Here is a 25,061-nt window from a genome sequence, read left to right on the forward strand (position 1 = left end):
GGGGATGAATCAGTGGCTGGCCGCAGCCAGCCCCTGGCGCTCGCCGCCCGCCTTGAGGGCGGCGAGCCATTGCGGGTCGAAATCGGTGAAATCGCTGGTCATCGGCAGGTAGCGCTCGGGGAACTCCCAGATCACCAGCTGCGGCGGGTTGTCCGCGAACTCCTCGCTCTGCAGGTACTTGAGCATCGGCACCAGCGGGCCTTCGCCTTCCTCGGCGTAGTTGCCGAGGTCACGCTGCAGGTGCTGGCGCAGTGCGCCGGCGAAGTTCCAGGCCGGGTTGGCGCTGTAGCTGGTGCCGACCAGGGCCACCGGCATGTCGCTGTCGGCGAACAGGTCGTCGCTGCCGGCCTGGGCACTGTGGGTTTCGCGCTGTTGCAGCTGATCGGCTCGCGGCAACAGGCTTTCGAACAGCGGCGCCAGGGGCAGGAAGCGGGTCAGGTCGCCCTGGTGCGCGCGGGTCTCGACGGTCTCGGTCACGAACCGCTGGGGTTCGCCACGCAGCTGCACCGCGCTGCGCACCACGTCGCTCAGGGCGCGTGCGGTGACATCGGCGCCCTGAGGCGTCCAGTGGGTATCGGTACGCAGGAACATCTGCGCCTTGCCCTTGCCGGCCAGCAGCGGGCCGAGCAGGTCGGGCGCGGCGATTCCGGCATTGCGCACGGCGCGGTGGAAGCGCGGGTAGAGGCTGGTCTGCAGGGCGCTCGGGTGGTGCTCGCCGGTGTGTTCGGGATACAGGCGGGTCTTGGCCGGGAGGATGGCCAGCACCAGGTGGATGTCGCGCTGCTCCAGCTGGCGCTGCACGCCCCGGATCAGTGCCAGGTTGTCGCGCATCTGGCGCTGGGCGTCGGGCACCGGGTCGAACTCCTCGTCCGAGTACAGCCAGCCGCCGTCACCGATCACCAGGCCGCTGCGCCCTTCGCCGAAGACCAGGTACTCCAGCGCTGCCCACAGGTTGATGCCGGCCTGCTTCAGCGGAAACTGCTCGTCGTAGTGCTGCTCGATGCTCTTGGCCAGGCCGCCATCCAGCACGCTGGGCTTGGCCGGCATGCGGTAGTCGGCGAGGTTGGCCAGCGCGAGCAGGCTGACGGGCAGCAGGAGCAGGCTGAACAGTACGACGTAGAGCGTCTTGATGGGGCGGTTCATCATCGGCCTCCGTTCAGAACTGGAAGTAGAGGAAGGGGGAGTAGCTCTGCGCCGAGAGCTTGAGCAGCGAGGCGCAGAACAGCAGGAGCAGCGCGCCACGCAGGGCGACCGTGCGCATGTCCACGGCCTGCAGGGCAGCGCCGGCGCCGGCCAGGGTCATCCCCGGCGCGTGGCGACGACCGGCGAGGAACTGCCGGGCGCCGCACAGGGCGATCACCACCCAGGCCAGGAGCAGCGTGCTCATCTGCAGGCCGGTGATGCGCGCCAGGGTCAGCTCGCTCAGGTGCCAGTCGTCGAAGGCGAACAGGGCGGCGTACATGCGCCCGGCGACCTCGAGGTTCTCGGCGCGGAAGATCACCCAGCCGAGCATCACCAGCAGCAGGGTGAAGGCCCACTTGAACAGGTTGAACTGGGTGGCCGCGGCCTTCACGCCCAGTGCGCGTTCGATGGCCAGCCAGGTGCCGTGCCAGGCGCCCCAGATCAGGAAGGTCCAGTTCGCGCCATGCCAGAAACCGCCCAGCAGCATGGTCAGGAACAGGTTGCGGTAGGTGTTGAAGGTGCCGTGGCGGTTGCCCCCCAGCGGTACGTACAGGTAGTCGCGCAGCCAGGTGGACAGGCTGATGTGCCAGCGTCGCCAGAATTCGGTGATCGACTGGCTGATGTAGGGCTGGTTGAAGTTCTCCATGAAGCGGAAGCCCATCATCAGGCCCAGGCCGATGGCCATGTCGCTGTAGCCGGAGAAGTCGAAGTACAGCTGCGCGGTGTAGGCGACCATGCCCAGCCAGGCCTCGCCGGTGGTCGGGTTGTCCAGCGCGAAACAGTGGTCGACCAGCGGTGCCAGGCTGTCGGCGATGAACACTTTCTTGACGAAGCCCTGCATGAAGCGCGTGGCGCCTTCGGAGAACTTGTCCAGGCTGTGCGTGCGGTCGGTGAACTGGTCAGCCAGGTCCTTGTAGCGCAGCACGGGGCCGGCGATCAGCTGCGGGAACAGGGCGATGAACGCGGCGAAGTTGATCAGGTTGCGCGTGGGTTCGGTGTCCTTGCGGTACACGTCGATCAGGTAGCTGATCGACTGGAAGATGTAGAAGGAAATACCGATCGGCAGGATCACCTGGGTCAGCACGAACGGCTGCATGCCGGCGGCTTCCAGCAGGGCATTGATGTTGGCCACGCCGAAGTTGGCGTACTTGAAATAGCCCAGGGTGGCCAGGTTGCCGATCACCCCCACGGCCACCCAGCGGCGCGCTGCCTGGGTGCCGGCATGCGCCTGGATACGCAGGCCGAAGAGGTAGTTCCACAGCGTCACGGCGGCGAACAGCAGGAGGAAGTCCACCCGCCACCAGGCGTAGAAGGTGTAGCTGCCGATCAGGATCAGCAGGTTGCGCCCGCGGTTCGGGCACAGGTAGTACAGGCCGAGGAAGATCGGCAGGAACAGGAACAGAAATACGTTGGATGAAAAGACCATCCGTGCTTCTCCGTGAACAGCCGGGGCAGCGCCCCCCTTTCCCCCCGCGAGCGGAGGGTTTGTTTTGCTACGTGTAGGGGCCGGCTTGCCGGCGATCGGCTTCTGAAAGCATCGCCGGCAAGCCGCCTCTAGGGTTTTTCGAACACCTGCGTCACCTCGCCGCCGAGGCGGAAGCTGTTGAACGGCCCCCGCTCCTGGTTCAGCTCGCGGGTCTGCTCGTCACAGGCATAGAGGCTGCAGTAAGGCGCCAGCCAGGCGTACTTGTAGTCCTTGTGCAGCTCCGCCATGTCCTGCTCGGCGCCACTGCGGCGGGCAAAGGCAGCGGGGTCGCGGGCACCTTGCAGCACCCGTTCGGCCAGGCGTTGCAGGGCGCCGTGATTGGCGTCGCGCAGGTCGACATCGTTGGCCTGGGCGAATGCGGCGATCATCGCCAGCGGTGGCAGGGCGTAGTTGTGGTACGCCAGGGCGCGCTGGCTGCGACGCATCTCGTTGGCCAGGTAGCCGTCGGCATCGACCTGGCCGGCGGCGACGCGGAACTGCTCCACCGACCAGTCGAACAGGTCGCGGCGATCGGTGATGACGGCCACCGCCATCACCGACCAGGCGGCCCAGTAGCTGTGGTTGTTGATCTTGCGCAGCGGCAGGCCGCTCCATTCGCGCACCGTGTGCTCGGCCAGGCGGGTGAACCAGGCCTCGATGCGCGCGCTCTGCTGCGGGTAGGCCGCCAGCGGCTGCGACTCGGAGAACTTCAGGCGCAGCCAGGCGCCGGCCAGGCTGCCCAGCGCCCATTTGCGCATCGACTTGCCGGTGTGGTTGAACTGCTCGGACTCCAGGGCATCGGCGCTGGCCCACTGGTCGAGCCACTCGACGGCGCAGTCCAGGTGGCCCTGCTGGCCGGTGCGCATGTAGTAGGTGATCATCCGTCCGGCTTCCTTCTCCAGGCGGGTGATGTTCGCGGTCTGCTCGCGGAAGTTCTTCTCGGCCTTGCGGTTGAGCGTGGCGCGCGCGCTGTTCGAGCCTTCGTACTTGCTGGTGAACTGCAGGTCGCCGGTATAGGGACGGGGCACGGCCTGGCAGCTGGGCGCTTCGCCGCCGCGCTGGCCGACGGCGGCGTGGTAGCCGGGCGGCGGTTGCAGCGCGGCGAAGGCCGGGGCGCTGAGCAGCAGGCTCATGAGCGTGAGTGGGGCGAGTCGCATGGGCATGGTGGCCTCCTCAGTCGTCCGCGCCGTGCCGGGCAACCTGCTGGGCGGCGCCAGTCGGGCGCTGACACAGGCTGGCCTGGACTTTCAGGTCGTCGTCGCTGTCTGCGGGCTTCTCGATTTCCAGGGCGAAGAAGTTCTCGTCGCCCCAGCCCGGCTCGTCACGCAGTTCGACGGCGAAGCGTCCGTCGGTATCGACGGTGTTGGGCTTCTCCAGCTTGATCTGCTCGCGGCGGCCGTTGAGGTACCAGATGGTGGCGTCGACGCGCTTGACCGACGGATCGCTGAAGCGCAGGTCGAGCTGGTGGCGATTGCCGGCCAGGGTCAGCAGCTTGTTCTTGCCGTTGACCAGCACCTCGTTGCTGCCGGGATGCAGGCGCTTCTCGCTGCTGAGCAGCTCGGTCTGGCCTGCGCAGCCGTTGTTCAGGGTGGCCATCAGCTGGCGGTGGATCTTGTCCGAGGCCAGGTCGTACAGCGGCGAGAACTCCCAGATGAGAATCTGCGGCGGGTCGTTCTGGAACGACTCGCTGCCCAGGTATTCGAGCATCGCGCCTTCCAGGCCACCGCCTGGGAAGGCGGCGTTGAGCACGTCGGTGCCCAGGTACTCCTCGAGGAAGCCACCAAAGTTGTAGTTCTTGCCGCTGTGGCTGGTACCGACCAGGGTGATCCTCGGGCTGCTCTCGTCGCCGAACAGGGCGTCGCCATCGCTGGCGTCCTTGGGTTCGGTGATGAACTGGTCGACGTACTGCACCGCGTAGCCGGTGCCGCACAGCTGACTGGCGACGTTCTGCATGGTGCCGGTTTTGCCCATCAGGCCGACGCGCTGGGTGACGAATTCCTTGCGTGGGATGTCCTCGAAGCCGGGAATGCGCTTGATCGTTTCGGCCACCAGGCGCGCGGTGCGCTCGGCGCCATAGGGTGTCCAGTGCTGGTCGCGGCGGAAGTAGAAGTCCTGCTCGCTGTGTTCGTCGGTGAGCCCGCTCAGGTCGGGGACCCAGATTCCCAGCTGCTCGAAACGGTTGAGGGCCTGGCGGTAGTTGTGCAGGGCCTTGTCGTAGTCGAAGCGCTGGTAGTCGGCGGGGCGCAGCTTGTCGCGATTGACCAGGCCACGGGTCGGTTGGTAGACCACCACCAGCTCGACGCCGCGCTGCTTGAGGCCGTCGCGCAGTTCCTTGAGGCGGCGATAGCCGACCTCGCTGGTGCCGAACTCGGTGCGCAGGTCTTCCACGCTACGGAACAGCCAGCCTTCGTCGGCATCGAGCAGGGTGACGAAGTTCTTCATGTAGTTGCTGGTGTAGCGGCTGGCGTCGTGCGCTGCCGGGCACAGCGAGCAGCAGTCCTCGACCTGATACTGCGGCGCCTGCCGCTCTTCGGCTTGCAGCGCCGTACTGGCCAGGGCGCAGGCCATGCTCAGGGAGAGGAGTTTGAAGGGCGATGGTGTCATCTTTGGCCTCATCAATTGGTCAGTTTCTCGGGCTCGATCGGGTCGATCAGCACGGGCAGGCGCTGGCGCACCATGAGGTCGAGAATCTCGTCCTGCTTCTCGCCGAGAATCCCGGCCAGCTGGATGCCGCTGGCCTTGCTCGGCGCGAGCATCTTCACGCGGTACATCTCGACGGAAAGCGGCGAGTCGATGTTGATCGGGCTGGAGCCGTTGCCGGCCAGGGTGCCGCCGACGATGATCATCGAGATCTTGGTGTCGAACGGGTCCAGCTCAAGGTCGCGGTCGGTGTTGCTCAGGTCCTTGATGTGGCCGTACACGCCGGTCAGCTGGTTCATCGCCGACAGGTTGTCGTAGAGGCGGATGTTCTCGCTGTTGCGAATGCGGATGCCATGGCGCCGGTTGCGCAGCACCTGGTTGCCCCACAGCAGGTTGTCGCCGCTCTCGTACAGCGTGATGCCGTCGGAATGGTTGCCGTGCACGCGGTTGTAGGCGATCAGGTTGCGCACGCTGCTGCGGTCGATCACCACCCCGGAGAGCTTGTTGTCGTAGCTCTCGTTGTTGATGATCCAGCTGTCGTTGACCTCGCGCGAGATGATGATGCCGTGCTTCTTCTTGGTACCGAACACGGTGTTCTCGGCGATGATCAGGCCGTGCGAGCGGTCGTGCGGGTCGATGCCGTAGACGATGTTGTCGCGGTAGGTGTTGCCCTTGATCACCACGTTCTGCGCTTCGTAGCAGTAGAAGCCGTACCAGTGGTCGACGAACTCCGAGTCGATCAGCCAGCCGGTCGGTTCTGCACGCTGCAGGCGCTCGTGCATGTTCGGCGTGTACTGGGTGATCGACACGCCGTAGGACTTGGAGTTGTCGTAGCCCAGGCTGGTCAGCACGCTGCTGGCGATGTACAGCTCGCTGCCGCCCCAGGACACCAGGAAGGGGCGAAACTCCTTGGCCTCGCGGAAGGTCGCCGGGCCGTTGTCCGCCTCGCGCCAGGCGGTGACGCGGGTGTCGGTGAGGAACATCAGGCCGTCGTTGACCAGAAACGCGCCGCGTTCCTGCGACAGGCGCAGCTCGCGGGTTTCCTTGCCGACGTGCAGCGCGGCGCCCGCGGAGACGACGATGGGCAGGCGGGCGATGTACACGCCCGGTGCCTGCTCGGCGAACTGGCTGTCGGGCAGCGCCTCGGCCAGGTCCTGGGCGGTGACCAGGCCGCCTTCGATGAAGATCGCGTGGGGCATGCCTTGCTGGCGCTCGATCCATTCGCGCAGGCGCTCGTTGCCCCCGGTGAAGTCCTTCAGTGCGTCCTGGCGCAGCATGCGCCGCACCACCACCTTGCCCTTGTGCCCGCGCGGAATCTTCGCCAGCACGGCGTCCTTGGTGTAGCCGGACAGGTCCGGCAGCTTGGGCGTTTCCATGTGCAGCTCCTCGGCCGGAGCGCTGCGCACGCGGTAGTCGAACTGGTGGTGCTGCGGGTTGGCCTGGGCCAGCGGCACGCCGAGGCACAGCGCGCCGAGCAGCAGGGGTAGGGCTAAGCCGTTGGGTTGCATGGTCCGATCCCTCAGAAGCGCCAGATGAAGTCGACGAAGGCGCGGTGCATCACCGAGTCGGTGCCGCTGCCATAGGCATCGCCGGGCAGGAACACGCCGGCGCGCAGGCGCACCAGTGCCGAGCGCTCGTCCAGCTGTTCGGCCACGGCGGCCGGCAGCAGGCCCTGCTTGAAGTAGCGGGTGAGCACCAGGTCGACTTCCTGGCCGATGTCTTTCTCGCCGGCTTGCAGCGGCGCGGTGATGCCGCTGTCACCGACGTCCTGATCGTCATCGACGCGCCAGAAACGGTGGTAGACGACGCTGGCGTCGTAGTCCTCGCCCAGCTGCCAGGAGCTGAATGCACTGGCCACCTGCAGGTTGGAGAGCTCGCCGCGGAAGGCCTCGCCGTAGCGGTGCAGGCGCGATTCGACGCCGGTGAAGTTGGCACGGTTGCTCTGCAGGCCGGTCTGCATGAACTGGTGCGAGGTATCGTCATCGCCACCGCCGCTGCCACGGGCGTAGGCAGCGCCGACCTTCCAGTTGTCATCGAGGCTGTAGCGCAGGCCCAGGTCGATTGCCCAGGCGTCGACGTCCTGGCTGCGCGAGCCGGTGGCCAGGCGCTCGTCGCCGACCACCTGCTGTTGCAGCTGATCGGTGTCGCCCTGCAGCCAGGTCAACTGCGCCCAGTAGTTGAGGCGGTTGCGCGAGTTGCGCTCGAAGAAGCCGCCGTCGGCGTGCACGCCGAACCAGGTGAGGTCGCCGGTGTAGCGCTTGCTCAGCTCGTCGATGCGCTCGCCGGGGTTGGCCAGGTGGCCGTCGTCGCGGCTGTGGTGCAGCTTGGCGCCGATGCGATGGCCGGGCGTCCACTGGTAGTCGAGGCCGGCGAAGACGTGCTGGCGATCCTCGTCTTCGGGCGCCAGGTCGTCGAGGTCGGTGCGGTAGTCGGAGAAGCGCTCGGCGACGCCGACGGTGGCTTGCAGCAGGGTGGTGTCGAAGCGCCAGTTGATGGCCTCGATATTGGTGTCCCACCAGCTGCCTTCGTCACTGCGCAGGCGCTGGCGCCCGACGCGCAGGTGCTCGCCGGGGTACGCGGTGAGGCCGGCGTAGTCGACCCAGAATTCGCGCAGCGCCAGGTAGCTCTTGTCCGGCTGACGTGCGTCGTTGCCTTGCTCGCTGGTTTCGCCATCGTCCTGCAACGGGTCGGTCTCGATGGTATCGGTGGCGGTCACCGCCTGGCCCATGGCGAAGGCGCTCCAGTTGCCACGCTCGCCGTAGACCCAGGGCCGAACGTCGAGGCCGAGGCCGTTGACGTCACCGCCGCTGCGGGTGCCCAGGTCGCGGTCGTCTTCCGATTGCGCGGTGATCTTCACGTCCAGGCCGAAGTTCTTCGTTGCATCCGCCGCCCAGACGGGGGCGGTGCTGGCTGCCAGCAGGCTGGCGCCCAGTCCCAGTTGACTGACGATACGGTTTAGCTGCATGCGGGCATCCTTGTTCATGGCTGGCTGACCTGCAGGGCGGCCTGCTGCTGCAGGACGATGCCGCGTGCATCGCGCTCCTCGCGCAGCAGGCGCTGGCCCTCGGCCAGTTGCGCCGGGGTCAGACTCTCGGCCACCGCGTGCGCCAGCTCGAAGGTCGGCGGCGTGTTGCGCGGCAGGGCCAGCTGGCTGAAGACGTAGGCGTTGACCGGGTTGGGCTTGACGCCACGGCCCTGGCTGAACATCTGCGCCAGGGCGAAATCGGCGCTGAGCTGGCCGGCGCGGGCGGCGCTGAGCAGGTGGTCTAGGGCCTGCTGGGCGTAGACCTCGCCGAGGTAGCCACGCAGGTAGAGCTGTCCCAGGTAGTAGTTGGCGCTGGGCTCGCTGGGCGCGGCCTTGCGCAGGTGCTGCTCGGCCTTGTGCGGCTCTTTCGGCAGCAGCTTGCCTTCGTAGTACAGGCGCCCCAGCAACAGCTCGGCGCGCGGCAGGGCGGCTTCACGGCCCTTGTCCAGGTAGCCGAGCAGGGTCTCGGTATCGCCCTGCGCCGGGTAGTCGTAGAGCAGGCGCGCCAGGCTGACCCAGGCCGCCGGGTAGTCCGGGGCGATGGTTTCGAGCAGGTCCTGGGCGCGTTGCGGCTGCGGCTGGCCGAGCTCGGCGTCGCTGAGCACCTGGGCCACGGACTCGACCTGGTTGGGCGAGACAGTGCCCGTGCGGTAGCCGGCCAGCAGTTGCTCGAGCAGCGCTTCGCGGTCGTCTTCGCGATTCTGCTTCTGGTACACGGTCGCCAGTTCCGCATAGCAGGCGTCGTTGCTGGCCAGGCGGGCCTGGCAGATGCGTTCGATCTCGCCCAGGTGCTGGTCGTAGGTGCCATCGGTGCGGTACAGGAGAATCTGCGCCAGCTCGGCCTGCGGCCGGCCTTCCTGGCGCCAGTCTTGGATACGTTGCGCGATGTTCATGGCGGGAAAGTCCTGTGGGTAGAACAGGTAGAGTTCGGTCAGCGGTAGCAGCGCGCTCGGTTCGCCGGCGCGGCTGGCGCTTTCCAGCAGCTCGGCGGCTTCCTGGCGCTCGGCCAGGCTGCTGCCGGGCTTGCGTGCCAGCAGCTTGCCGAGGCGTGCCTTGGCCCGTGGCGAACCGTCCAGGGCCTGGCGATAGATGCGCTCGGCCTCATCCAGATCCTGGTCCTGGCCGCCGGCCGCGTAGATATCGGCCAGACCGATCTGCGCGTCGCTGTAGCCCATCTCGGCGAGTTGACGGAAATGCCATTCGGCAGTCTGCTGGTCGCCGCTGTGCAGGGCTTCACGGGCCAGGCGCTCGTCCGGCAGGCCGGCGCAACCGGCCAGCGTGGCGCCGACGGCCAAACCGAGCAGGGCGGGGCGAAGAAGGGGCATGCTCACGGCGATCTCCTCAGCGACCTGCGGCGACGGCGCGATCGACCAGCCAGCTCAGCGACGGACCACGGTCGATGACCACGTCCACCGGCTGTCCGGCGAGGCTGGCCGGCAGGGTGTCCTGCGGCTTGATCACCACGCGGATGTCCGAGCTCAGGCCGCCGTCGTGCAGGCTGCTGCTGACGATCTCGCCGCGCCGCGACTGCGCTTCACCCGCGACCTTGAAGGTCACCGGCGTGCCTGGGCGGGCCTGCTCCAGGTGGCGGTAGGGGAAGCTGGCGCTGACAGTGGCCACGCCATCCTGCGGCACCAGCTCGAAGATCACGTCGCCCTTGCTGGCGAACTGGCCGTCCGCGACCAGCTGACGGGCGATCTTGCAGTTGCACGGGCTGGTCAGGGTGCCCTGCATCTCGCGGGCGAACAGCGCCTCGATCTGGCTCGGCTCGAGCTGGTCGTCGCCCAGGTGGCCCTTGAGCATCTCCAGCATGCTGGTGGTGAAGGTGGCGATCGGCGCGCCTTTCTCGATCATCCCGTCAGGCTGAGCCAGGCTCTGCACGCTGCCCTCGCGCGGCATGGTCACCTGCAGCGCCGGCAGGCTGATCTGCGCCGACTGGGCATGGGTGACGAAGTACAGGCCGTAGATCGACTTGCCGATGTAGCCGAAGGCGGCCAGGCCGATGAGGAAGATGGCGCCACTGAAGGTGACCGCACGCAGACGGCCGAACACGCCCATACCGCTGCCGGAGCCGTTCTTGCGCGCCTTGGTGAAGTTGTCGCGCTGGAGAATGTGCAGCACTTCGCCGACATTGACCAGCTCGCCGGCCAGGTGGGCGCTGATCAGGTGGCGCAGGGCGGCCGTCTCGCGGGCGCCGAGGCCGTGGAACTGGCAGCCGACGCGGTTGTGCTCGGGCTGCACCGAGGTGACCTGGAACTCGATGTCCAGGCCCAGGACCAGGCTGTCGAGCTGGAACTGCAGCTGGCCGCGATGGAAGTCGCCGACCTTGTGCGTGGCGTTCTCGCTGGTGAAGCTGAAACCACCCGCGGAGACATCCTGCAGGCGCGCGTCGATGCGCTCGCGCTGGGCATTGCTGTAGCGCAGGCGCCCGGGCAGCTTGACGCGGGCGTGCTGGCGCTGGGCTTCGGACTCATGGACGACGTTGAGATTGGCGACAGAGTTCATGGTGGCTAATTCCTATTCGAGTACGGTCACACCAGCGCCAGCAGCGCGGCGATGAAGACGGAGGCGGCAGAGAAGGTCATGGCGCGTGACGACCAGCTGTTGAACCAGCTGGCGAAGCTGGACAGGCCACGGTTCAACTTGGTCGGTTGACGGGTCCAGGACTGCTGGTCGAGGCGGAAGAACACGTAGATCTTCACCAGCGCACCGACGATCTGGTTGTAATAGAGAAGGACCGGGTAGGCCGGGCCGATGCGATGCCCGGAGAGCATCAGCAGCAGGGTCAGGATCAGGCGCGTGCTGCCGATCCACAGCAGGTAGATCAGCAGGTACATCAGGCTGTACTTGATGCTGGCGATGAGCGCCACGCACAGGCCGAGGATGCAGGTCCACATCGATACCCGCTGATCGAACAGCACCAGGCTGGTGAAGGCGCCGAGGCGCTTCACACCCAGGCGCAGGGCGCGCGAGTTCTGCCGCAGGTTGTTGCCGTACCAGCGGAACATCAGCTTGCGGCTGGCCTTGATGAAGCTCTTCTCCGGCGGGTGCTCGACCGTGTTGATGCTGGCGTCGGGCACGTAGAAGGTGTCGTAGCCCAGGCGCATCAGGCTGAACCAGCTGGATTTGTCGTCGCCGGTGAGGAAGCGGAAACGCCCCAGGCGCCAGTGCTCCAGGTGATCGCTCTCGACGTCGGTGATGAACTCGGGGTTGGTCACCACGCTGGCGCGGAACACCGACATGCGGCCGGTCATGGTCAGCACGCGCTTGGAGAGTGCCATCGAGCACATGTTGAGGTGGCGTTGGGCGAAGCGCAGCTTGTGCCATTCGCTCATCAGGTAGCTGCCGCGCACCTCGCAGAACTCGTTGGTGGTCAGGCCGCCGACGTTGGGGAACAGCTTGAACCAGGGCACGCACTTCCTGACCACGCCCGGGTCGAGCACGGTATCGCCGTCGATCACCGCCGCGACCGCATGCTCGTCCGGCATCTGCCGGGAGATGGCGCGGAAACCGTGGGCCAGGCCATCACGCTTGCCGGTGCCGGGGATGCGCACGATGTCCAGCTTGACGTGCTCGGGGGGCTCGGCCTGCGCCCAGAGGTTCTTGATCAGCAGCTCGTCGGAGAGCTCGACGATCGAGCACACCACGGTGGTCGGGTAGCCGCAGTCGATGGCTTCGCGAATCACCGAGCGGTAGACCATGGCGGTGGTCAGCGCGTCGATGCGAAAGCTGGTGACCATCAGGAAGACATGTGAAGGGTCCGCCGCCTTGCCCAGCTTGAGCACCTTGCGGCGATACCAGGGGTAGACCAGATAGAGGAACAGGCAGCCGCGCACGAAGTGCATGGCGCCCATGGAGTAGCGCCAGATGCCGACGATGCCGATGAGCAGGAGGAAGTCCCGCGATTCGGGGTCGAACACCGTGCGTGGCAACGCCAGGGCCAGGAGCATCAGCAGGCTGAGATAGAGCAGCCAGCCGCTGGCTTCGTTGAGGCCGTTCTTGAGCTTGTCCATATGTGTCTCTCGGTGCCCGCGTGCCTGGCACGCGGGCACGCCAGGCCCTTACCAGCAGATCCCTTCGGCCACGCCATTGCTGGCGTGGGGCATGAAGCCCACCAGGTCGATCACGCGCTTGCCGCTCGGCGCCTGCTCGGCCAGTTTGGCGAAGCGCTCGTCGCTGTTGCCCAGGACGATGATGTCGGCCTTCGCCACCACGTCTTCCAGGTCGCTGTTGAGCAGCGAGGAGACGTGCGGGATCTTCGACTCGATGTAGTCCTTGTTGGCGCCGTGAACGCGGGCGTACTCGACGTTGCGGTCGTAGATGCTCAGGTCGAAGCCCTTGCCGATGAGCATTTCCGCCAGCTCCACCTGCGGGCTTTCGCGCAGGTCATCGGTGCCGGCCTTGAAGCTCAGGCCGAGCAGGGCGACCTTGCGCGAGTCATGACTGGAGATGATGTCGAAGGCCTTCTGCACCTGGGCGGCGTTGCTGCGCATCAGCGAGCCGATCAGCGGCGCCTCCACGTCCAGGCTGCCGGCCCGGTAGTTCAGGGCGCGCACATCCTTGGGCAGGCAGGAGCCGCCGAAGGCGAAGCCGGGCTTCATGTAGTAGCGAGAGAGGTTGAGCTTGTGGTCCTGGCAGACCACGTCCATCACCTCGCGACCATCGACGCCGACGGCCTTGGCGATGTTGCCGATCTCGTTGGCGAAGGTGACCTTGGCGGCGTGCCAGACGTTGCAGGTGTACTTGATCATCTCGGCGACTTCGATGTCCTTGCGGATGACCGGTGCGTCCAGCTCGCTGTAGATGCTTTCCAGCAGGTCGCCGGAGGCGCGGTCCAGCTCGCCGATGACGGTCATCGGCGGGAAGTCGTAGTCCTTGATCGCGGTGCTCTCGCGGAGGAACTCGGGGTTCACCGCCAGGCCGAAGTCGACGCCGGCCTTCTTGCCCGAGCAGTCCTCGAGGATCGGCAGCACCACGTTCTTCGCGGTGCCCGGCAGTACGGTGCTGCGTACCACCACGGTGTGGCGCTCGCCCTTGTCGCGCATGGCCATGCCGATCTCGCGGCACACGCCTTCGATGTAGTTCAGCTCCAGGTCGCCGTTCTTCTTGCTCGGCGTGCCGACGCAGATGAACGACACATCGCTTTCCAGTACGGCTGCAGCGACATCGGTGGTGCCGCGCAGGCGGCCCTGACGCAGACCCTGTTGCAGCAGTTCTTCCAGGCCCGGTTCGACGATGGGCGATTTGCCGTTGTTGATCAGGTCGATCTTGTGCGCGGAAATATCCACGCCAATCACGTCATGGCCGCGAGCCGACAAACAGCCGGCACACACGGCCCCTACATAACCCAAACCGAAGATACTGATTCGCATGGTATTCACCTCGTCCGTATGATGCAGTTTCAAATACTGGCCTTATGGCCAAAACGCGTCCGTGAACTTGCTGTTCATTACAGCGGCAAGTTCATTCAGGCATAAGTAGAGTGGGGCACCGGAAGTGGTGCCAAGTACGGGCCTTTATAAGAGAGTGGCCCTTTGATGTTGTCGCTTGTGCCTCGCGGGAGGCCTCTGTTTCAGTACTTTGGCGGGTTCGTGAATCTCCCTGTTGAATACAGGAACTTTCGTTTGGGCGAATCTGTCCGGCGAAAGTTAATTCGCAATCAGGCAGGTTCAGTGACAAAGAAAGTTATGTATTGAAATGTGTTACGGGCTGTATGAGTCGTGGCGCTTTCCGATAGTTCCTACCGTTCGTCCTGATGCTGAACCGGAGCTGAACGGCTAATTGATCGCAATATAGTGGCAAGTTTGCAAAATGCATGATGGCACATCGCGATTTAATTAATTCGAAACTATCCGATAACTAAACGGCGCGATAAGTTCGCTGGAAAGTTGGGATGAGCTGAAACTGTGATGCCAAGCCGGTTTCTGCATGCGCAACGCCGTGCCGGGGAATCTTTGCCGCGTGCGGGAATCGGGGCGGGGATATGGCGGGGGATAGGCGAGGACGAGGTGCGCGGGGCGGATGCGGAGCCCGCACACCAGCCGATAAGCGGTGCGCGGGCGGCCAGGTCGGGTTCAGTCCTGTGGCTGGTCGCGCAGGAAGACCAGCTTGTCGGCCTGGGACTGTTCGGCCGAGTAGCGGTAGCCCTGATAGTTGAAGTCCTTCAGGCCTTCGGGGTCGTTCAGGCGTTCCTTGATCACGTAGCGGGCCATCAGGCCGCGTGCTTTCTTGGCGTAGAAACTGATGATCTTGTACTGGCCGTTCTTCAGGTCCTTGAACTCGGTGTCGATGATGCGCGCGTTCAACGCCTTGCGCTTGACCGCGCCGAAGTATTCGTTGGACGCCAGGTTGAGCAGCACGTCGTCGCCCTGGGCCTGCAGCGCTTCGTTCAGCCAGCCGCTGATGCGTTCGCCCCAGAAGGCATAGAGGTCCTTGCCTCGGCCGTTGGCCAGCTTGGTGCCCATTTCCAGGCGATAGGCCTGCATCAGGTCCAGTGGCCGCAGCACGCCATACAGGCCGGACAGCATGCGCAGGTGGGCCTGGGCGAAATCGAAGTCCTCCTCGGAGAGGTCTTCGGCATTCAGGCCGGTGTAGACATCACCCTTGAACGCCAGCAGCGCCTGCTTGGCGTTGGAGGGGTTGAACGGGCGTTCCCAGCTGCCGAAGCGCGCGGCGTTGAGACCGGCGAGCTTGTCCGACAGGCCCATCAGCTCGGCGATCTGGGCCGGGCTGAACTCGCGCAGCTGGGCGATCAGTTCCTGGGCGTGGTCGAGGTGCTCGGGTTGGGTGAAGCGCGGGGTGGCGGGTGGCGTCTCGTAGTCGAGGGTCTTGGCCGGTGAAATCACCATCAGCATGGGCAGGGTCTCCAGAAAGCGTGGCGACGATTCTAGAGGTCGGGGATCGGCAAGACCACCTATCGGGGCGATTGACAGCGACCGCGTCGACGCCTGCCCAGGCATCGGCGTGCGGGTGATCCTGTCGGCATGGGTTGCCGGCGGAGGGAAGCAGATGGACGCTTGCGTGAAGAACTGCGCTGCACCGCATTGGCGCGGGGGATGCTGCAAGAGGGTGCGGCGATTCGGCGCAGAAAGCCGGGTAGGACTTAGGACTTTAACGGTGTCCTGCGTGAGCGCCAAGCGCTATCTGTCGCACCGACAAATAAACCCCGGGTTCGAGAAAAAAACATTTTTCTGTCATGCGAATTGGGGTAATAAAAAAGCAAGACCGCCGAAACCTGCAGACAGGTGGCGGCCATTGGCCCTCACCTTGCTTGCCACCTTTCGGCCCCGATCTGAAAAATCGGCGGTCTCTGTCCGGCGCAGCACCGACCCTGGTTTTGCGTCGCCCGGCTACGACAAGAAGGTGACCGAGTATGGATGACCACGGACGCTCCAAGCCCACCGCTCCAACCCTCTACGCCCTCGACACCAACGTCCTGATTCACGATCCCAATGCCCTGCTGAACTTCGAAGAACACCACGTCGCCATCCCGATGACGGTGCTGGAAGAGCTCGACAAGCTGAAATCCGGCAAGCATGGCGTCGCCGCCGAATGTCGCCAGGCGATCCGTCTGATCGACCAGATCCTCGCCGGAGCCGAGCCCGAAGACGTCGAATACGGTGTACCCATACAGCGCGGCAAGAGCGGCCCCTGTGGGCGTCTTTCCATTCTCATGAGCAAGAGCGCGGCGCCGGTGACCTGGCTGCCGGAGAACCTCAACGACAACAAGATCATCAACCAGCTGGTGGAGCTGAAGACACGTAATCCCGGGTTGTCCGTGGTACTGGTGACCAAGGACATCAACATGCGCCTGAAGGCGCGTGCCTGTGGCATCGACGCCGAGGACTATCACACCGACCAGCTGGTCGATGACGTCTCCCTGCTGTCGAAGGGATACCACGACCTGCCCGGCTCGTTCTGGGAGCGTGTGAGCAAGGTCGACACCCGCCAGGATCATGGCCGCACCTGGCATCGCGTGCAGCTCACCGACAACCTGCCCGCCGTGCACGTCAACGAGTTCATCCTCGATGAGCAGGGTTTCGTCGGCTGGATCAAGGCCATCAAGGGCGACGAACTGGTGATCCTCGACATGCATCAGGAGCCGCTGCTGCATCAGGAAGCCTGGGGGCTCAAGCCGCGCGACATTCACCAGGCCCTGGCGCTGTTCGCGCTGCTCGACCCGGACATCCACCTGGTCAACCTGTCCGGTGCCGCCGGTTCGGGCAAGACCATCCTGGCGCTGGCGGCGGCCATCGAGCAGACCATGGTCAGCAAGCGTTACCGGCGCATCATCGCCACCCGCAGCGTGCAGGGGCTGGACCAGGAGATCGGCTTCCTGCCCGGTACCGAGGCGGAGAAGATGGAGCCCTGGCTCGGCGCCATCACCGATAACCTCGAGGCCCTGCACATGGAGGACGAAAGCACCCATGGCAGTGTCGACTACATCCTGCAGAAGGTGCCGCTGCAGTTCAAATCGCTCAACTACATCCGCGGGCGCAGCTTCCAGCAGAGCCTGATCCTCATCGACGAGTGCCAGAACCTCACGCCGCACCAGATGAAGACCATCATCACGCGTGCGGGCAGTGGCTCGAAGGTGGTGTGCCTGGGCAACCTGGCGCAGATCGATACGCCGTACCTGTCGGCGCCCAGCTCGGGGCTGACCTACCTCACCGAACGCTTCAAGGACTTCCCTCACGGCGTTCACATCACCCTGCAAGGCGTGCCGCGCTCGATCCTCGCAGAGTACGCGGAAAGTCACATGTAGCCTTCGGGCGGGCAACCATTCGCGCCCCTGTTCGCAAGAACAGGGGCGTTTTTATCGGGCGGGAGTCGCAGGCGCTGCTTCAGTCGCGATATTCGCGGATCACCTGCACGTTCATCCCCGCTACGACATGCCTGCCAAATCCTGACCTGCGGGTTTACAATCGACCGATTCCCGCCAGGAGCTTTCCCGTGCTGACCCACCTCGATTCCCAAGGCCGTGCGCACATGGTCGATGTCACCGACAAGGCGACCACCTTTCGTGAAGCCACCGCCGAGGCGCGTGTGCGCATGCTGCCCGCCACCCTGCAGATGATCGTCGCCGGCGAGCACCCCAAGGGTGACGTGTTCGCCGTGGCGCGTATAGCCGGTATCCAGGCGGCGAAGAAAACCAGCGACCTGATCCCCCTGTGCCATCCGCTGATGCTCACCGGCGTCAAGGTCGAGCTGAGCGCGGAGGGCGACGATGCCGTGCACATCACCGCGCGGTGCAAACTGTCGGGGCAGACCGGTGTCGAGATGGAGGCACTGACGGCCGCCAGCGTCGCCGCGCTGACCCTCTACGACATGTGCAAGGCCGTGGATCGTGGCATGGTCATCGAGCAGGTGCGCCTGCTGGAAAAACTCGGCGGCAAGAGCGGTCATTACCAGCTGGAGGAACAAGCATGATTCGCGTGCAGTACTTCGCCCGCTATCGCGAGGCCCTGGGCCGCGACGACGAACAGCTCAGCGGCGATTTCGCCACGCTCGACGACCTGCGCCTGCACTTGCTGGCGCGTGGGGGCGAGTGGGACGTGCTGGGCGAGCAGAACCTGATGTGTGCGCGCAATCAGGAGCTGTGCAGCCTCGACGAGCCGCTTGCCGAGGGCGATGAAGTGGCCTTCTTCCCCACCGTGACGGGCGGCTGAACAAGCGCTTCGTGGCGTACACCTATATAGCAGCGGCCTGCGTGCAGGCCGCTCCCGACCTGGATACCTCACTCATGACCATCCGCGTACACAGCCAGCCGTTCGATCCGGGGAGCGAACTCAATGCGTTGCATGCCGCCAACCTCGGCATCGGCGCCGTGGTCACGTTCGTGGGCTATGTGCGCGATTTCAATGACGGCCGTGAGGTTGGGGGCATGCTCCTCGAGCACTTCCCCGGCATGACCGAAAAGGCTTTGGCCAGGATCGCCGACGAGGCCCGCGAGCGCTGGCCGCTTTTGGGTATCGAGATCATCCATCGCGTTGGCCGCCTGGAACCGGGCGAGCCCATCGTCTTCGTCGGCACCAGCAGTGCCCATCGCCAGGCCGCGTTCGACGCCTGCAACTTCGTCATGGATTATCTGAAGACCCGTGCACCGTTCTGGAAGAAGGAAGACACCAGTGAAGGGCCGCGCTGGGTGGAGGGTCGCTGCAGCGACCAGAGCGCCGCCGAGCGTTGGAAGCAATAGAGCGTCGCCTGCGGTGCACGACCTGCTTCTGCGCCTGTAAAACCAGCATTCAGCGGCGCTGACTTTCCCAGCGCGCTGTCTCTCGTAGTGGCGAAAACCCACTTCACGCAGGCAGCGGGGTGCCGGCGATACCTCGGGCGGATCGCCCGCAAGCCGGCTCCCGCACGCGCGCGTTCACGCCAGCGCCAGGTGTACCCGCAGCGCGATCGGCACCAGCATCAGCAGCACGCCAAGGCCGAGTACGCGAACGCCCCATTCGTGCTCGCGAAAGTTGAAACCGACGCCCAACAGCAGAAAACCACCGATCAGCAGCATCAGCATCAGGTGATAGTGGTCCATTGTTCTTCTCCACTTCGCAGTCCTGATTACAGATTAGTCCTTCCCACCGCGAGCGTTGCTGATCTGTGGCAACGAATGCCTGACACCATTGGCGACAAGCTGCGTCCCGATTGGTCGCTGCCTGGCGTCAGGGGCTGCTCCATACTGTGCGCAGTCATCGTCAAGGATCGTCCATGCGCCTGCTTTCCTCCCTCCTGCTCGCCGGCGTGCTGAGCGCTACGCCGCTGTTCGCTGCCGAGCGCAGCTTCACCATCCTGCACAGCAACGACTGGCAGTCGCGGCTGCTCGGTTTCGGTCCCAACAACGAATACAGCCCGGCAACGCTGAACGATGACGAGACGGTGGGCGGCGTCGCCCGCCTGGCCACGCTGTTGCAGCAACGCCGCAGCGCCGCCGCTGAGGAGGCGGTGCTGTTGCTCGATGGTGGCGACTTCACCATGGGCACGCTGTTTCACACCATCTCCCGCGAGATGGGCAGCGAGCTGCGCCTGATGAGCGAGCTGGGCTACGACGCGGCGGTGATCGGCAACCACGAGTTCGACTTCCGCCCTGCAGGCCTGGCCGCGATGATCAGCGCCGCGCACAAGGTGGAGGGCGACGCGTTGCTGCCCCTGCTGTCGAGCAACATGCGTTTCGACCCGGCGAGCAAGGCCGACGACAGCCTGCAGGCGCACTTCGAGGCCGGACGCATCCTGCCGTACAAGCTGATCGAGCGTGGCGGCATCCGTTTCGGCCTGTTCGGCTTGCTCGGCAACAATGCCGTGGCGGTCAGCCCGATGATCCAGCCGCTGACGTTCGCCGACCCGGTCGCCACCGCCAGGGAAACCGTGGCCAAACTGCGCGAGGAGGGGGCCGAGGTGGTCATCCTGCTGTCGCACATGGGTGTCACGCAACAGGCCGACGGCAGCTGGCGCGGCGAGGACGTGGAGCTGGTCGAGCAGGTGCCGGGCATCGATATCGTCGTCGGCGGCCACTCGCACGTGGCGCTGCCGCAGCCGGTGCTGGTCAACGGGCATACTCCGGTGGTGCAGGCCGGCTCGGAGATCCAGTACCTCGGTGAACTGCGCATGACGCTTGGCGACGACGGTGTGACGCAGGTACGCGACTACCGCCTGCATCCGATCGATGACCGCATCGCCGGTGACGCAGTGATCACCGCCCAGGTCGAGGACTTCAAGCAGGTGGTCAGCGAGCGCATGCTCAACCCCAGGGGCTACCGCTTCGACCAGCCGCTGGCCAAGGCCGATCAGCGCCTGGGACGTGACTTCAGCGATCACACCCTGGCCAACCTGGTGACCGACGCACTGCGCCATGCGGTCGATGCCGACCTGGCCTTCACCGGCAACGGCACCATCCGCGATGACCTGATCAAGGGCCGGCATGGCGTGCAGGAAGTCTCTGACCTGTTCCGCATCGCCCCGCTGGGCATCGGCCAGTTCGATGACGAACCGGGCTACCCGATGATCAAGGCCTACGTCAGCGCTCGCGAGATCAAATCCCTGCTGGAAGTGCTGCTGCTCGCTTACCAGTTGCGCGACAGTGACAGCTACTACCCACGGGTTTCCGGCGTTCGCTTCACCTACAACCCCTGGCGTGTGCCGTTCGATCGGGTCAGCCGTATCGAGATCGGTGACCCGGTCAAGGGGTATCGCGACCTCGATCTCGACGACACGCGCCTCTACAGCATCGGGGCCACCAGCTACGTCGGCAGCTTCACCTGGCTGGTACCGGACCTGACCAAGGGCCTGCTCGACGTGATCCCCAAGGATGCCGCAGGCCGTCCGTTGCCGCGCATCGAGGACGCCATCGTCGACCAGGAGCCGAACACACCCGGCGTGCAGGAACTCAAGGAGTGGCAGGCACTGCTCGACCATATTCGTAGCCTGCCGGATCTCGATGGCGACGGCCTGGCCGACATTCCCACCACTGGCGCGGCGGCCGAGGCGCGCATGGTTCGCGCACCCAGCCTGGATCCGCGCGAGATGTTCCGTCTTGCCGGCCCGATGCAGTGGGGCGCCAGCGCCGTTGTCCTGCTGGGCGTGCTGCTGATTCTCGGGTTGCTGATGCGCCTGCTGCGTCGCTGGTATTGAGGGGGAGCACGCACCCGCCCATGGGCTGTCGATTTCGACGCGCATGCCCCGGGTGCGTACCTGGCTCGGTCACCCTGCAACCTTGCCAAGCATTGCCTGCCTCCGTATGGTGCAAAGCCGCCTGATTCGGAAGCTATGCAATGATCGCTCAGCACCGTTCGCTCGCTGACCGCACACGACCAGGCGACGCATTCCTCGTCATCACCCTGGCGCTTGCCTCATGACTGCACTCAATCACTCGCGCCCGCTGGCGCTGTTCGGCCTGCTGCTGGCCAACCTCTGCTGGTCCGGCAATGCCCTGGTCGCACGTGCCTTCGCCGGGGAAATCGCGCCGTTCACCCTGGCGTTCTGGCGCTGGTGCCTGGCGTTGGCGCTGCTGCTGCCCTTCGTCGCCATGCCGCTATGGCGCCATCGCGCTGCTGTGGGCCATGCCGGGTGGCGCCTGCTGGTGCTCGGGGGGCTGGGGATCGCCGGCTATAACTCGCTGCTCTACAGCGCGGCGCAGACCACGGCGGCGATCAATATTTCGCTGGTCAACACCTGCCTGCCGCTGGTGACGTTCATCGGCGCCGGGCTGCTGCTCAACGAATGGCCGGCGCGACGTGCCTGGTGGGGCATGCTGGTGGCGGTGATCGGCCTGGCGGTGCTGATCAGCCAGGGCCAATGGAGCCGCCTGGCCAGCCTGTCGTTCAATCAGGGCGACCTGATCATGCTGCTGGCAGTGGTCGACTGGGCGCTGTACTCGCTGCTGCTGCGGCGCTGGGCCAGCTACCTGCAGCCGATTCCGCCACTGGCGCTGCTGGGGGTGTTCATCATGCTTGGCGTGCCGCTGATCCTGCCGTTCTACCTGTATGAACTGAGCCAGGGTGCACAGCTGGCGCTGAATACCGCCAATCTCTCTGCGGTCGCCTACACCGCCGTATTCGCCTCGTTGCTGGCTTACCTGGCCTGGAACCACGGCATCCGCGTGATCGGTGCTGCCAAGGCTGCGCTGACCAACTACCTGATGCCGGTGTTCACCGCGCTGCTGGGATGGGTGCTGCTGAACGAAAGTCTGCAGCTCTACCACTGGCTGGGCGCGGCGATGATCTTCGGCGGCCTGCTTCTGGCCACGCGCCCTGGCAGGCGTGCCTGAGGAATCAGCGCCCAGATGCTGGGGGCATTCCGTGCGCGCAGAGGCAGGCAGCGTGTCAGTCCGGCTTGAGCATCACGAAGGCCTCACCATCTTGGCGATCATGCATCAGGATGAAGCGCTGCCCGGCGATCACCATCTTCACGGGCGCCTTGCGTGGCACCGTGGTGCCGGCATTCACCGCGGCTGCACTGAGCATCTGGCTCGTTAGCGTGTCGTCCTGTTGCGATTCGCCGGTCACCACGCACTCGTGACTGACCTTCACCTGGATACCCAGGCTCTTGTCTGCATTGAAGCCGACCGTGGCGAAGCCCATGTCGGTCATCTCGGTGATGCCATGCTGACGCGCCACGCGATGCGCCTCGGCAAAGCTCGGTGCGGTTTGCAGGCAGATATCACGGAACGCCTGCACCAGAGGCGAGGTCACCGGCACCGGAGGCTGCGAACCCAGATTGGCGCAGGCGCCCAGAAGGCTGCAGCTGACAAGCAAGGCGAGCTTTTTCATCACATCATTCCTTAATGAGGGATAGGTTCAGGGCTGCTGCTATTGCTCGCAAAGATCATGCCCCAGCACCTGCGAAGCCAGCCCCTTGGCCAGATAGGTTTCCACCACGCGGCCATCGGCACACTCGGTCCTGTGCCCGATGGCAACGCCGATGGACAGCAGAACGAATAGCGCCAGGCCGATATTCTGGATGGGCGTCATGAAAGGGCTCGTTGGGAAATGGATGAGGCAGGATGAACAGGCCGACAGGGGATGGCAAGCATTGATCCCGGCCATTGCGCCAAGGGTTCGAGAGGTGTGACACAGAGCCTGCAGCGAGCCGTCGAACGTACCGTTGCCTGCGAGGCCTAACCACTTGATAAAGCGTAAATTTATCGATGATCTGGGGTTGACAGCTGCCAGCGAGACGCGGAAAATGCGCGCCACGTTGGCTACATAGCTCAGTCGGTTAGAGCGCAGCATTCATAATGCTGATGTCCCAGGTTCAAGTCCCGGTGTAGCCACCATATATATCAAGGGGTTAGCGCAAGCTAACCCCTTTTTTATTGGGCCGGTGTCCCCGAGCGGTCCCTTTCTTGTCCCTGCCTAGACGATAGGCTTGCCGACACAGCGTTCGAAGATCTCAGTCATTGCCCGGTAGTCGCAGATCACGGCGTCTATGTTCGCCTGGATCCATTCCCCTTCTTCGACTGCCCACCAACTGATCTCATAGCCCGCGTTGATGACGATGTGCTCGAACAGGATTCGCTGTGCCCGACCGTTACCCTCACGGAAAGGGTGGATCATGTTCAGATCGCCATAGAGTTCGGCTGCTGCTGTAACCAGCTCAGTGCGAGACAGCCCTTCAAACCAGTCCGCATCAGCTAGCTGCTTGAACAGCTTGGCTGATTCGACCTCGATGCGAGCGAGGTTGCAGAAGTGCGTGCTGCCCTTGGAGATATCGACGGTACGTAGCTCTCCGGCCCAGTCGTAGACGTCAGCGAACAGCTGTCGGTGAATCTGCTGGAGATAGGAAAGATCGTAGGGAGGAAGGTCGAAGTCGATCTTGCTGGCTGCAATCTCGGAGAGGGTGCGCTCTGCTTCATCGAGCGCTTCGTCATTGGTCAGGCCGAGACGGTTGCGGAGAACTGGTGAGCCTGGATAGCAGTGAGGGTCCTGGCCTGTGCCGTATTTGTCGCGCATCAGGCCTGCCGGGAACGTAGCTCGCTCAGTGCGGTTTCACGTGTGGGGAGCTTGCGCTCAGCATCGGCGGCAGTGACCTGAAAACCTTCCAGGCGCAGGCTGGCGGCGTAGTTGGACTGACGTGCCTTGGCGCAATAAGCCTTCTTGGCCTGCAGGGATGGGCTTGGCATGGCGGCTACCTCTCTTGCATGACGCCGCTCATTATAGCGGAAGCCCCTAGGTAGCGTCTTGCAGTAACGCCAGTGGCGAATGGGTGAAGGCTGTAGTAGACCACTACACATCGAGACCGACGCTTGTGGCTTCTACCTTTTGCAGCAGGGTCTGGTAGCTAGCAGCATCGATGGCAGTGGCCGCGAAGTGCTCGGTATAGAGGTAATAGCCGCCGGCGGCGACCGCGAGCAGCAGGAGCAGGTTTTTCATTTGCTTCATCCTTGATGGCGAAAGCCCGGCAGAATAGAAGCGCTGATGACCGTTGTCCACGGTGTGCGTGCGCGACCGGATGGTTCCTTTTTCTTCGATCTGTGTGATGTGTGCTGAATGAAATCCTTTGATGAACTGGTGGCTGAAGCTGAAGCGGCCGATGTGAGTGGTTGGGGCTTCGGGTGGCTGGCGGGGCGAGCCAGCGAGGAGCGTCCCTCCTGGGGGTATTCCAGGTTGCTGGCGCAGCGCTTGGCGCAGGTGGAGTCGGCGCTTGATCTGGACACAGGTGGCGATGAGGTGCTGGGCGAGGTGCCGCGCTTTCCTCCGCGAATGTGTGCCACGGAGGCGTGGCCGCCCAACGCCCGCAAGGCCCGTGAGCACCTGAGCGAGCGTGGCGTGCAGGTGGTGGAAACCACGGCGGCGGACAGCGTGCTGCCGTTTGCGGACGCGTCCTTCGAGCTCGTCACATCGCGTCATCCCGTGTCCCCGAACTGGGCAGAGATCCATCGTGTGCTCAAGCCGGGCGGATGCTATTTCGCGCAGCATGTCGGTGCGGCTTCGGCGTTCGATCTGATCGAGCGCTTCCTCGGGCCGCTTCCACAGCAGCGACGTCAGCGCGATCCGCAGGACGAGGCGGCCGCCGCGCAGGCAGCCGGGCTGAACGTGACGGATCTGCGTGTCGAGCGCTGTCGTCTGTTGTTCAACGACGTCGGGGCGGTGGTCTGGATTCTGCGCAAGTGCGTGTGGTGGGTACCTGACTTCTCCACACGCAAGTACCACGATGTATTGCTCGCCCTCGATGAGCAGATGCGCGGTGGGCGGCCATTCGTGGCGTACTCGACTCGACACCTGATCGAAGCGCGGCGTTAACCCGGGGCGCTGCCAC

The 25,061-nt window shown here is 64.7% G+C and carries 25 protein-coding genes and 1 tRNA gene; 9 read left to right on the top strand and 17 right to left on the bottom strand.

Going from position 1 to position 25,061, the window contains the following annotated elements; genetic code table 11:
* Positions 1-9: 9 nt before the first annotated feature.
* From E4487_RS07385 to yaaA, 11 genes are all read right to left on the bottom strand, one after another.
* Positions 10-1,143, bottom strand: coding sequence for an alginate O-acetyltransferase (locus E4487_RS07385; RefSeq protein ID WP_150608246.1), 1,134 nt, complete (start codon positions 1,141-1,143; stop codon positions 10-12).
* Between the two features lie 13 nt (positions 1,144-1,156).
* Positions 1,157-2,608, bottom strand: coding sequence for an MBOAT family protein (locus tag E4487_RS07390; RefSeq protein ID WP_134678106.1), 1,452 nt, complete (start codon positions 2,606-2,608; stop codon positions 1,157-1,159).
* A gap of 128 nt (positions 2,609-2,736) precedes the next feature.
* Positions 2,737-3,810, bottom strand: a complete 1,074-nt coding sequence (locus tag E4487_RS07395; RefSeq protein ID WP_150608248.1) for a mannuronate-specific alginate lyase — start codon at positions 3,808-3,810, stop codon at positions 2,737-2,739.
* 10 nt (positions 3,811-3,820) lie between these two features.
* Positions 3,821-5,251 (bottom strand): alginate O-acetyltransferase, encoded by a 1,431-nt coding sequence (locus tag E4487_RS07400; protein WP_150608250.1) that lies wholly within the window; start codon positions 5,249-5,251, stop codon positions 3,821-3,823.
* Positions 5,252-5,262: 11 nt separating this feature from the next.
* Positions 5,263-6,795, bottom strand: a complete 1,533-nt coding sequence (gene algG / locus E4487_RS07405; RefSeq protein WP_175253040.1) for a mannuronan 5-epimerase AlgG — start codon at positions 6,793-6,795, stop codon at positions 5,263-5,265.
* Positions 6,796-6,806: 11 nt separating this feature from the next.
* Positions 6,807-8,252: an alginate export family protein gene (locus E4487_RS07410; protein WP_150610194.1), complete on the bottom strand. Its 1,446-nt coding sequence runs from the start codon at positions 8,250-8,252 to the stop codon at positions 6,807-6,809.
* A 14-nt stretch (positions 8,253-8,266) separates the two neighbouring features.
* Positions 8,267-9,643, bottom strand: a complete 1,377-nt coding sequence (gene algK, locus E4487_RS07415; RefSeq protein ID WP_047587951.1) for an alginate biosynthesis TPR repeat lipoprotein AlgK — start codon at positions 9,641-9,643, stop codon at positions 8,267-8,269.
* Between the two features lie 10 nt (positions 9,644-9,653).
* Positions 9,654-10,817 carry an alginate biosynthesis protein Alg44 gene (locus tag E4487_RS07420; RefSeq protein WP_150608254.1) on the bottom strand — a complete coding sequence of 388 codons (1,164 nt, stop codon included), beginning with the start codon at positions 10,815-10,817 and terminating at the stop codon, positions 9,654-9,656.
* A gap of 26 nt (positions 10,818-10,843) precedes the next feature.
* The gene (gene alg8 / locus E4487_RS07425; RefSeq protein ID WP_047587947.1) at positions 10,844-12,325 is read right to left on the bottom strand and encodes a mannuronan synthase; all 1,482 of its coding nucleotides are present in this window, start codon (positions 12,323-12,325) and stop codon (positions 10,844-10,846) included.
* 48 nt (positions 12,326-12,373) lie between these two features.
* Positions 12,374-13,684 (bottom strand): GDP-mannose 6-dehydrogenase, encoded by a 1,311-nt coding sequence (algD, locus tag E4487_RS07430; protein WP_037047397.1) that lies wholly within the window; start codon positions 13,682-13,684, stop codon positions 12,374-12,376.
* Positions 13,685-14,386: 702 nt separating this feature from the next.
* On the bottom strand, positions 14,387-15,166 hold the full coding sequence (gene yaaA, locus E4487_RS07435) for a peroxide stress protein YaaA (protein WP_134677772.1): 780 nt from the start codon (positions 15,164-15,166) through the stop codon (positions 14,387-14,389).
* A 271-nt stretch (positions 15,167-15,437) separates the two neighbouring features.
* On the opposite strand from yaaA, the gene E4487_RS07440 reads away from it, so the two are divergent.
* The 5 genes from E4487_RS07440 to moaE all read left to right on the top strand — a co-directional run bounded on the left by E4487_RS07440 (position 15,438) and on the right by moaE (position 18,507).
* Entirely contained in the window at positions 15,438-15,692 is a 255-nt protein-coding gene (locus E4487_RS07440; RefSeq protein WP_134677771.1) for a hypothetical protein, read from the top strand.
* The gene (locus E4487_RS07445) at positions 15,685-17,076 is read left to right on the top strand and encodes a PhoH family protein (RefSeq protein WP_037046840.1); all 1,392 of its coding nucleotides are present in this window, start codon (positions 15,685-15,687) and stop codon (positions 17,074-17,076) included. Before E4487_RS07440 ends, E4487_RS07445 begins: the two co-directional genes overlap by 8 nt.
* Before the next feature lie 188 nt (positions 17,077-17,264).
* Positions 17,265-17,741, top strand: a complete 477-nt coding sequence (gene moaC, locus E4487_RS07450; protein WP_037046843.1) for a cyclic pyranopterin monophosphate synthase MoaC — start codon at positions 17,265-17,267, stop codon at positions 17,739-17,741.
* The gene (locus E4487_RS07455; protein ID WP_037046846.1) at positions 17,738-17,980 is read left to right on the top strand and encodes a MoaD/ThiS family protein; all 243 of its coding nucleotides are present in this window, start codon (positions 17,738-17,740) and stop codon (positions 17,978-17,980) included. The genes moaC and E4487_RS07455 overlap by 4 nt, the downstream gene beginning before the upstream one ends.
* A gap of 74 nt (positions 17,981-18,054) precedes the next feature.
* Positions 18,055-18,507, top strand: a complete 453-nt coding sequence (moaE, locus tag E4487_RS07460; RefSeq protein WP_037046848.1) for a molybdopterin synthase catalytic subunit MoaE — start codon at positions 18,055-18,057, stop codon at positions 18,505-18,507.
* A gap of 174 nt (positions 18,508-18,681) precedes the next feature.
* Here moaE and E4487_RS07465 read toward each other — a convergent pair whose 3' ends face one another.
* Entirely contained in the window at positions 18,682-18,846 is a 165-nt protein-coding gene (locus E4487_RS07465; protein WP_003459472.1) for a hypothetical protein, read from the bottom strand.
* Positions 18,847-19,019: 173 nt separating this feature from the next.
* On the opposite strand from E4487_RS07465, the gene E4487_RS07470 reads away from it, so the two are divergent.
* A complete protein-coding gene (locus tag E4487_RS07470) occupies positions 19,020-20,936 on the top strand; it encodes a bifunctional UDP-sugar hydrolase/5'-nucleotidase (protein ID WP_175253041.1) in 1,917 nt (638 codons plus the stop codon).
* 220 nt (positions 20,937-21,156) lie between these two features.
* Positions 21,157-22,071: a DMT family transporter gene (locus tag E4487_RS07475; RefSeq protein ID WP_037046854.1), complete on the top strand. Its 915-nt coding sequence runs from the start codon at positions 21,157-21,159 to the stop codon at positions 22,069-22,071.
* 55 nt (positions 22,072-22,126) lie between these two features.
* Here the strand turns inward: E4487_RS07475 and E4487_RS07480 are convergent, their stop codons facing one another.
* Positions 22,127-22,573, bottom strand: a complete 447-nt coding sequence (locus tag E4487_RS07480) for a hypothetical protein (protein WP_037046856.1) — start codon at positions 22,571-22,573, stop codon at positions 22,127-22,129.
* A 39-nt stretch (positions 22,574-22,612) separates the two neighbouring features.
* Positions 22,613-23,035, bottom strand: coding sequence for a hypothetical protein (locus E4487_RS24830; protein ID WP_175252959.1), 423 nt, complete (start codon positions 23,033-23,035; stop codon positions 22,613-22,615).
* Here E4487_RS24830 and E4487_RS07490 point away from each other — a divergent pair.
* Positions 23,003-23,079, top strand: a tRNA-Met gene (locus tag E4487_RS07490). The genes E4487_RS24830 and E4487_RS07490 overlap by 33 nt on opposite strands.
* A gap of 79 nt (positions 23,080-23,158) precedes the next feature.
* On the opposite strand, the gene E4487_RS07495 is transcribed toward E4487_RS07490, so the two are convergent.
* From E4487_RS07495 to E4487_RS07505, 3 genes are all read right to left on the bottom strand, one after another.
* Complete coding sequence (locus E4487_RS07495) at positions 23,159-23,755, bottom strand: putative adenosine monophosphate-protein transferase Fic (RefSeq protein WP_175253042.1); 597 nt, start codon at positions 23,753-23,755, stop codon at positions 23,159-23,161.
* The gene (locus tag E4487_RS07500) at positions 23,755-23,925 is read right to left on the bottom strand and encodes a YhfG family protein (protein WP_150608285.1); all 171 of its coding nucleotides are present in this window, start codon (positions 23,923-23,925) and stop codon (positions 23,755-23,757) included. Before E4487_RS07500 ends, E4487_RS07495 begins: the two co-directional genes overlap by 1 nt.
* Before the next feature lie 103 nt (positions 23,926-24,028).
* Entirely contained in the window at positions 24,029-24,175 is a 147-nt protein-coding gene (locus E4487_RS07505; protein ID WP_167519212.1) for a hypothetical protein, read from the bottom strand.
* A 117-nt stretch (positions 24,176-24,292) separates the two neighbouring features.
* Between E4487_RS07505 and E4487_RS07510 the strand changes: the two genes are divergently transcribed.
* Positions 24,293-25,045, top strand: a complete 753-nt coding sequence (locus E4487_RS07510) for a class I SAM-dependent methyltransferase (RefSeq protein ID WP_175253043.1) — start codon at positions 24,293-24,295, stop codon at positions 25,043-25,045.
* Positions 25,046-25,061 lie beyond the last annotated feature (16 nt).

This window comes from Pseudomonas sp. BMW13 (assembly GCF_013357275.1).
Lineage (GTDB): Bacteria > Pseudomonadota > Gammaproteobacteria > Pseudomonadales > Pseudomonadaceae > Aquipseudomonas > Aquipseudomonas khazarica.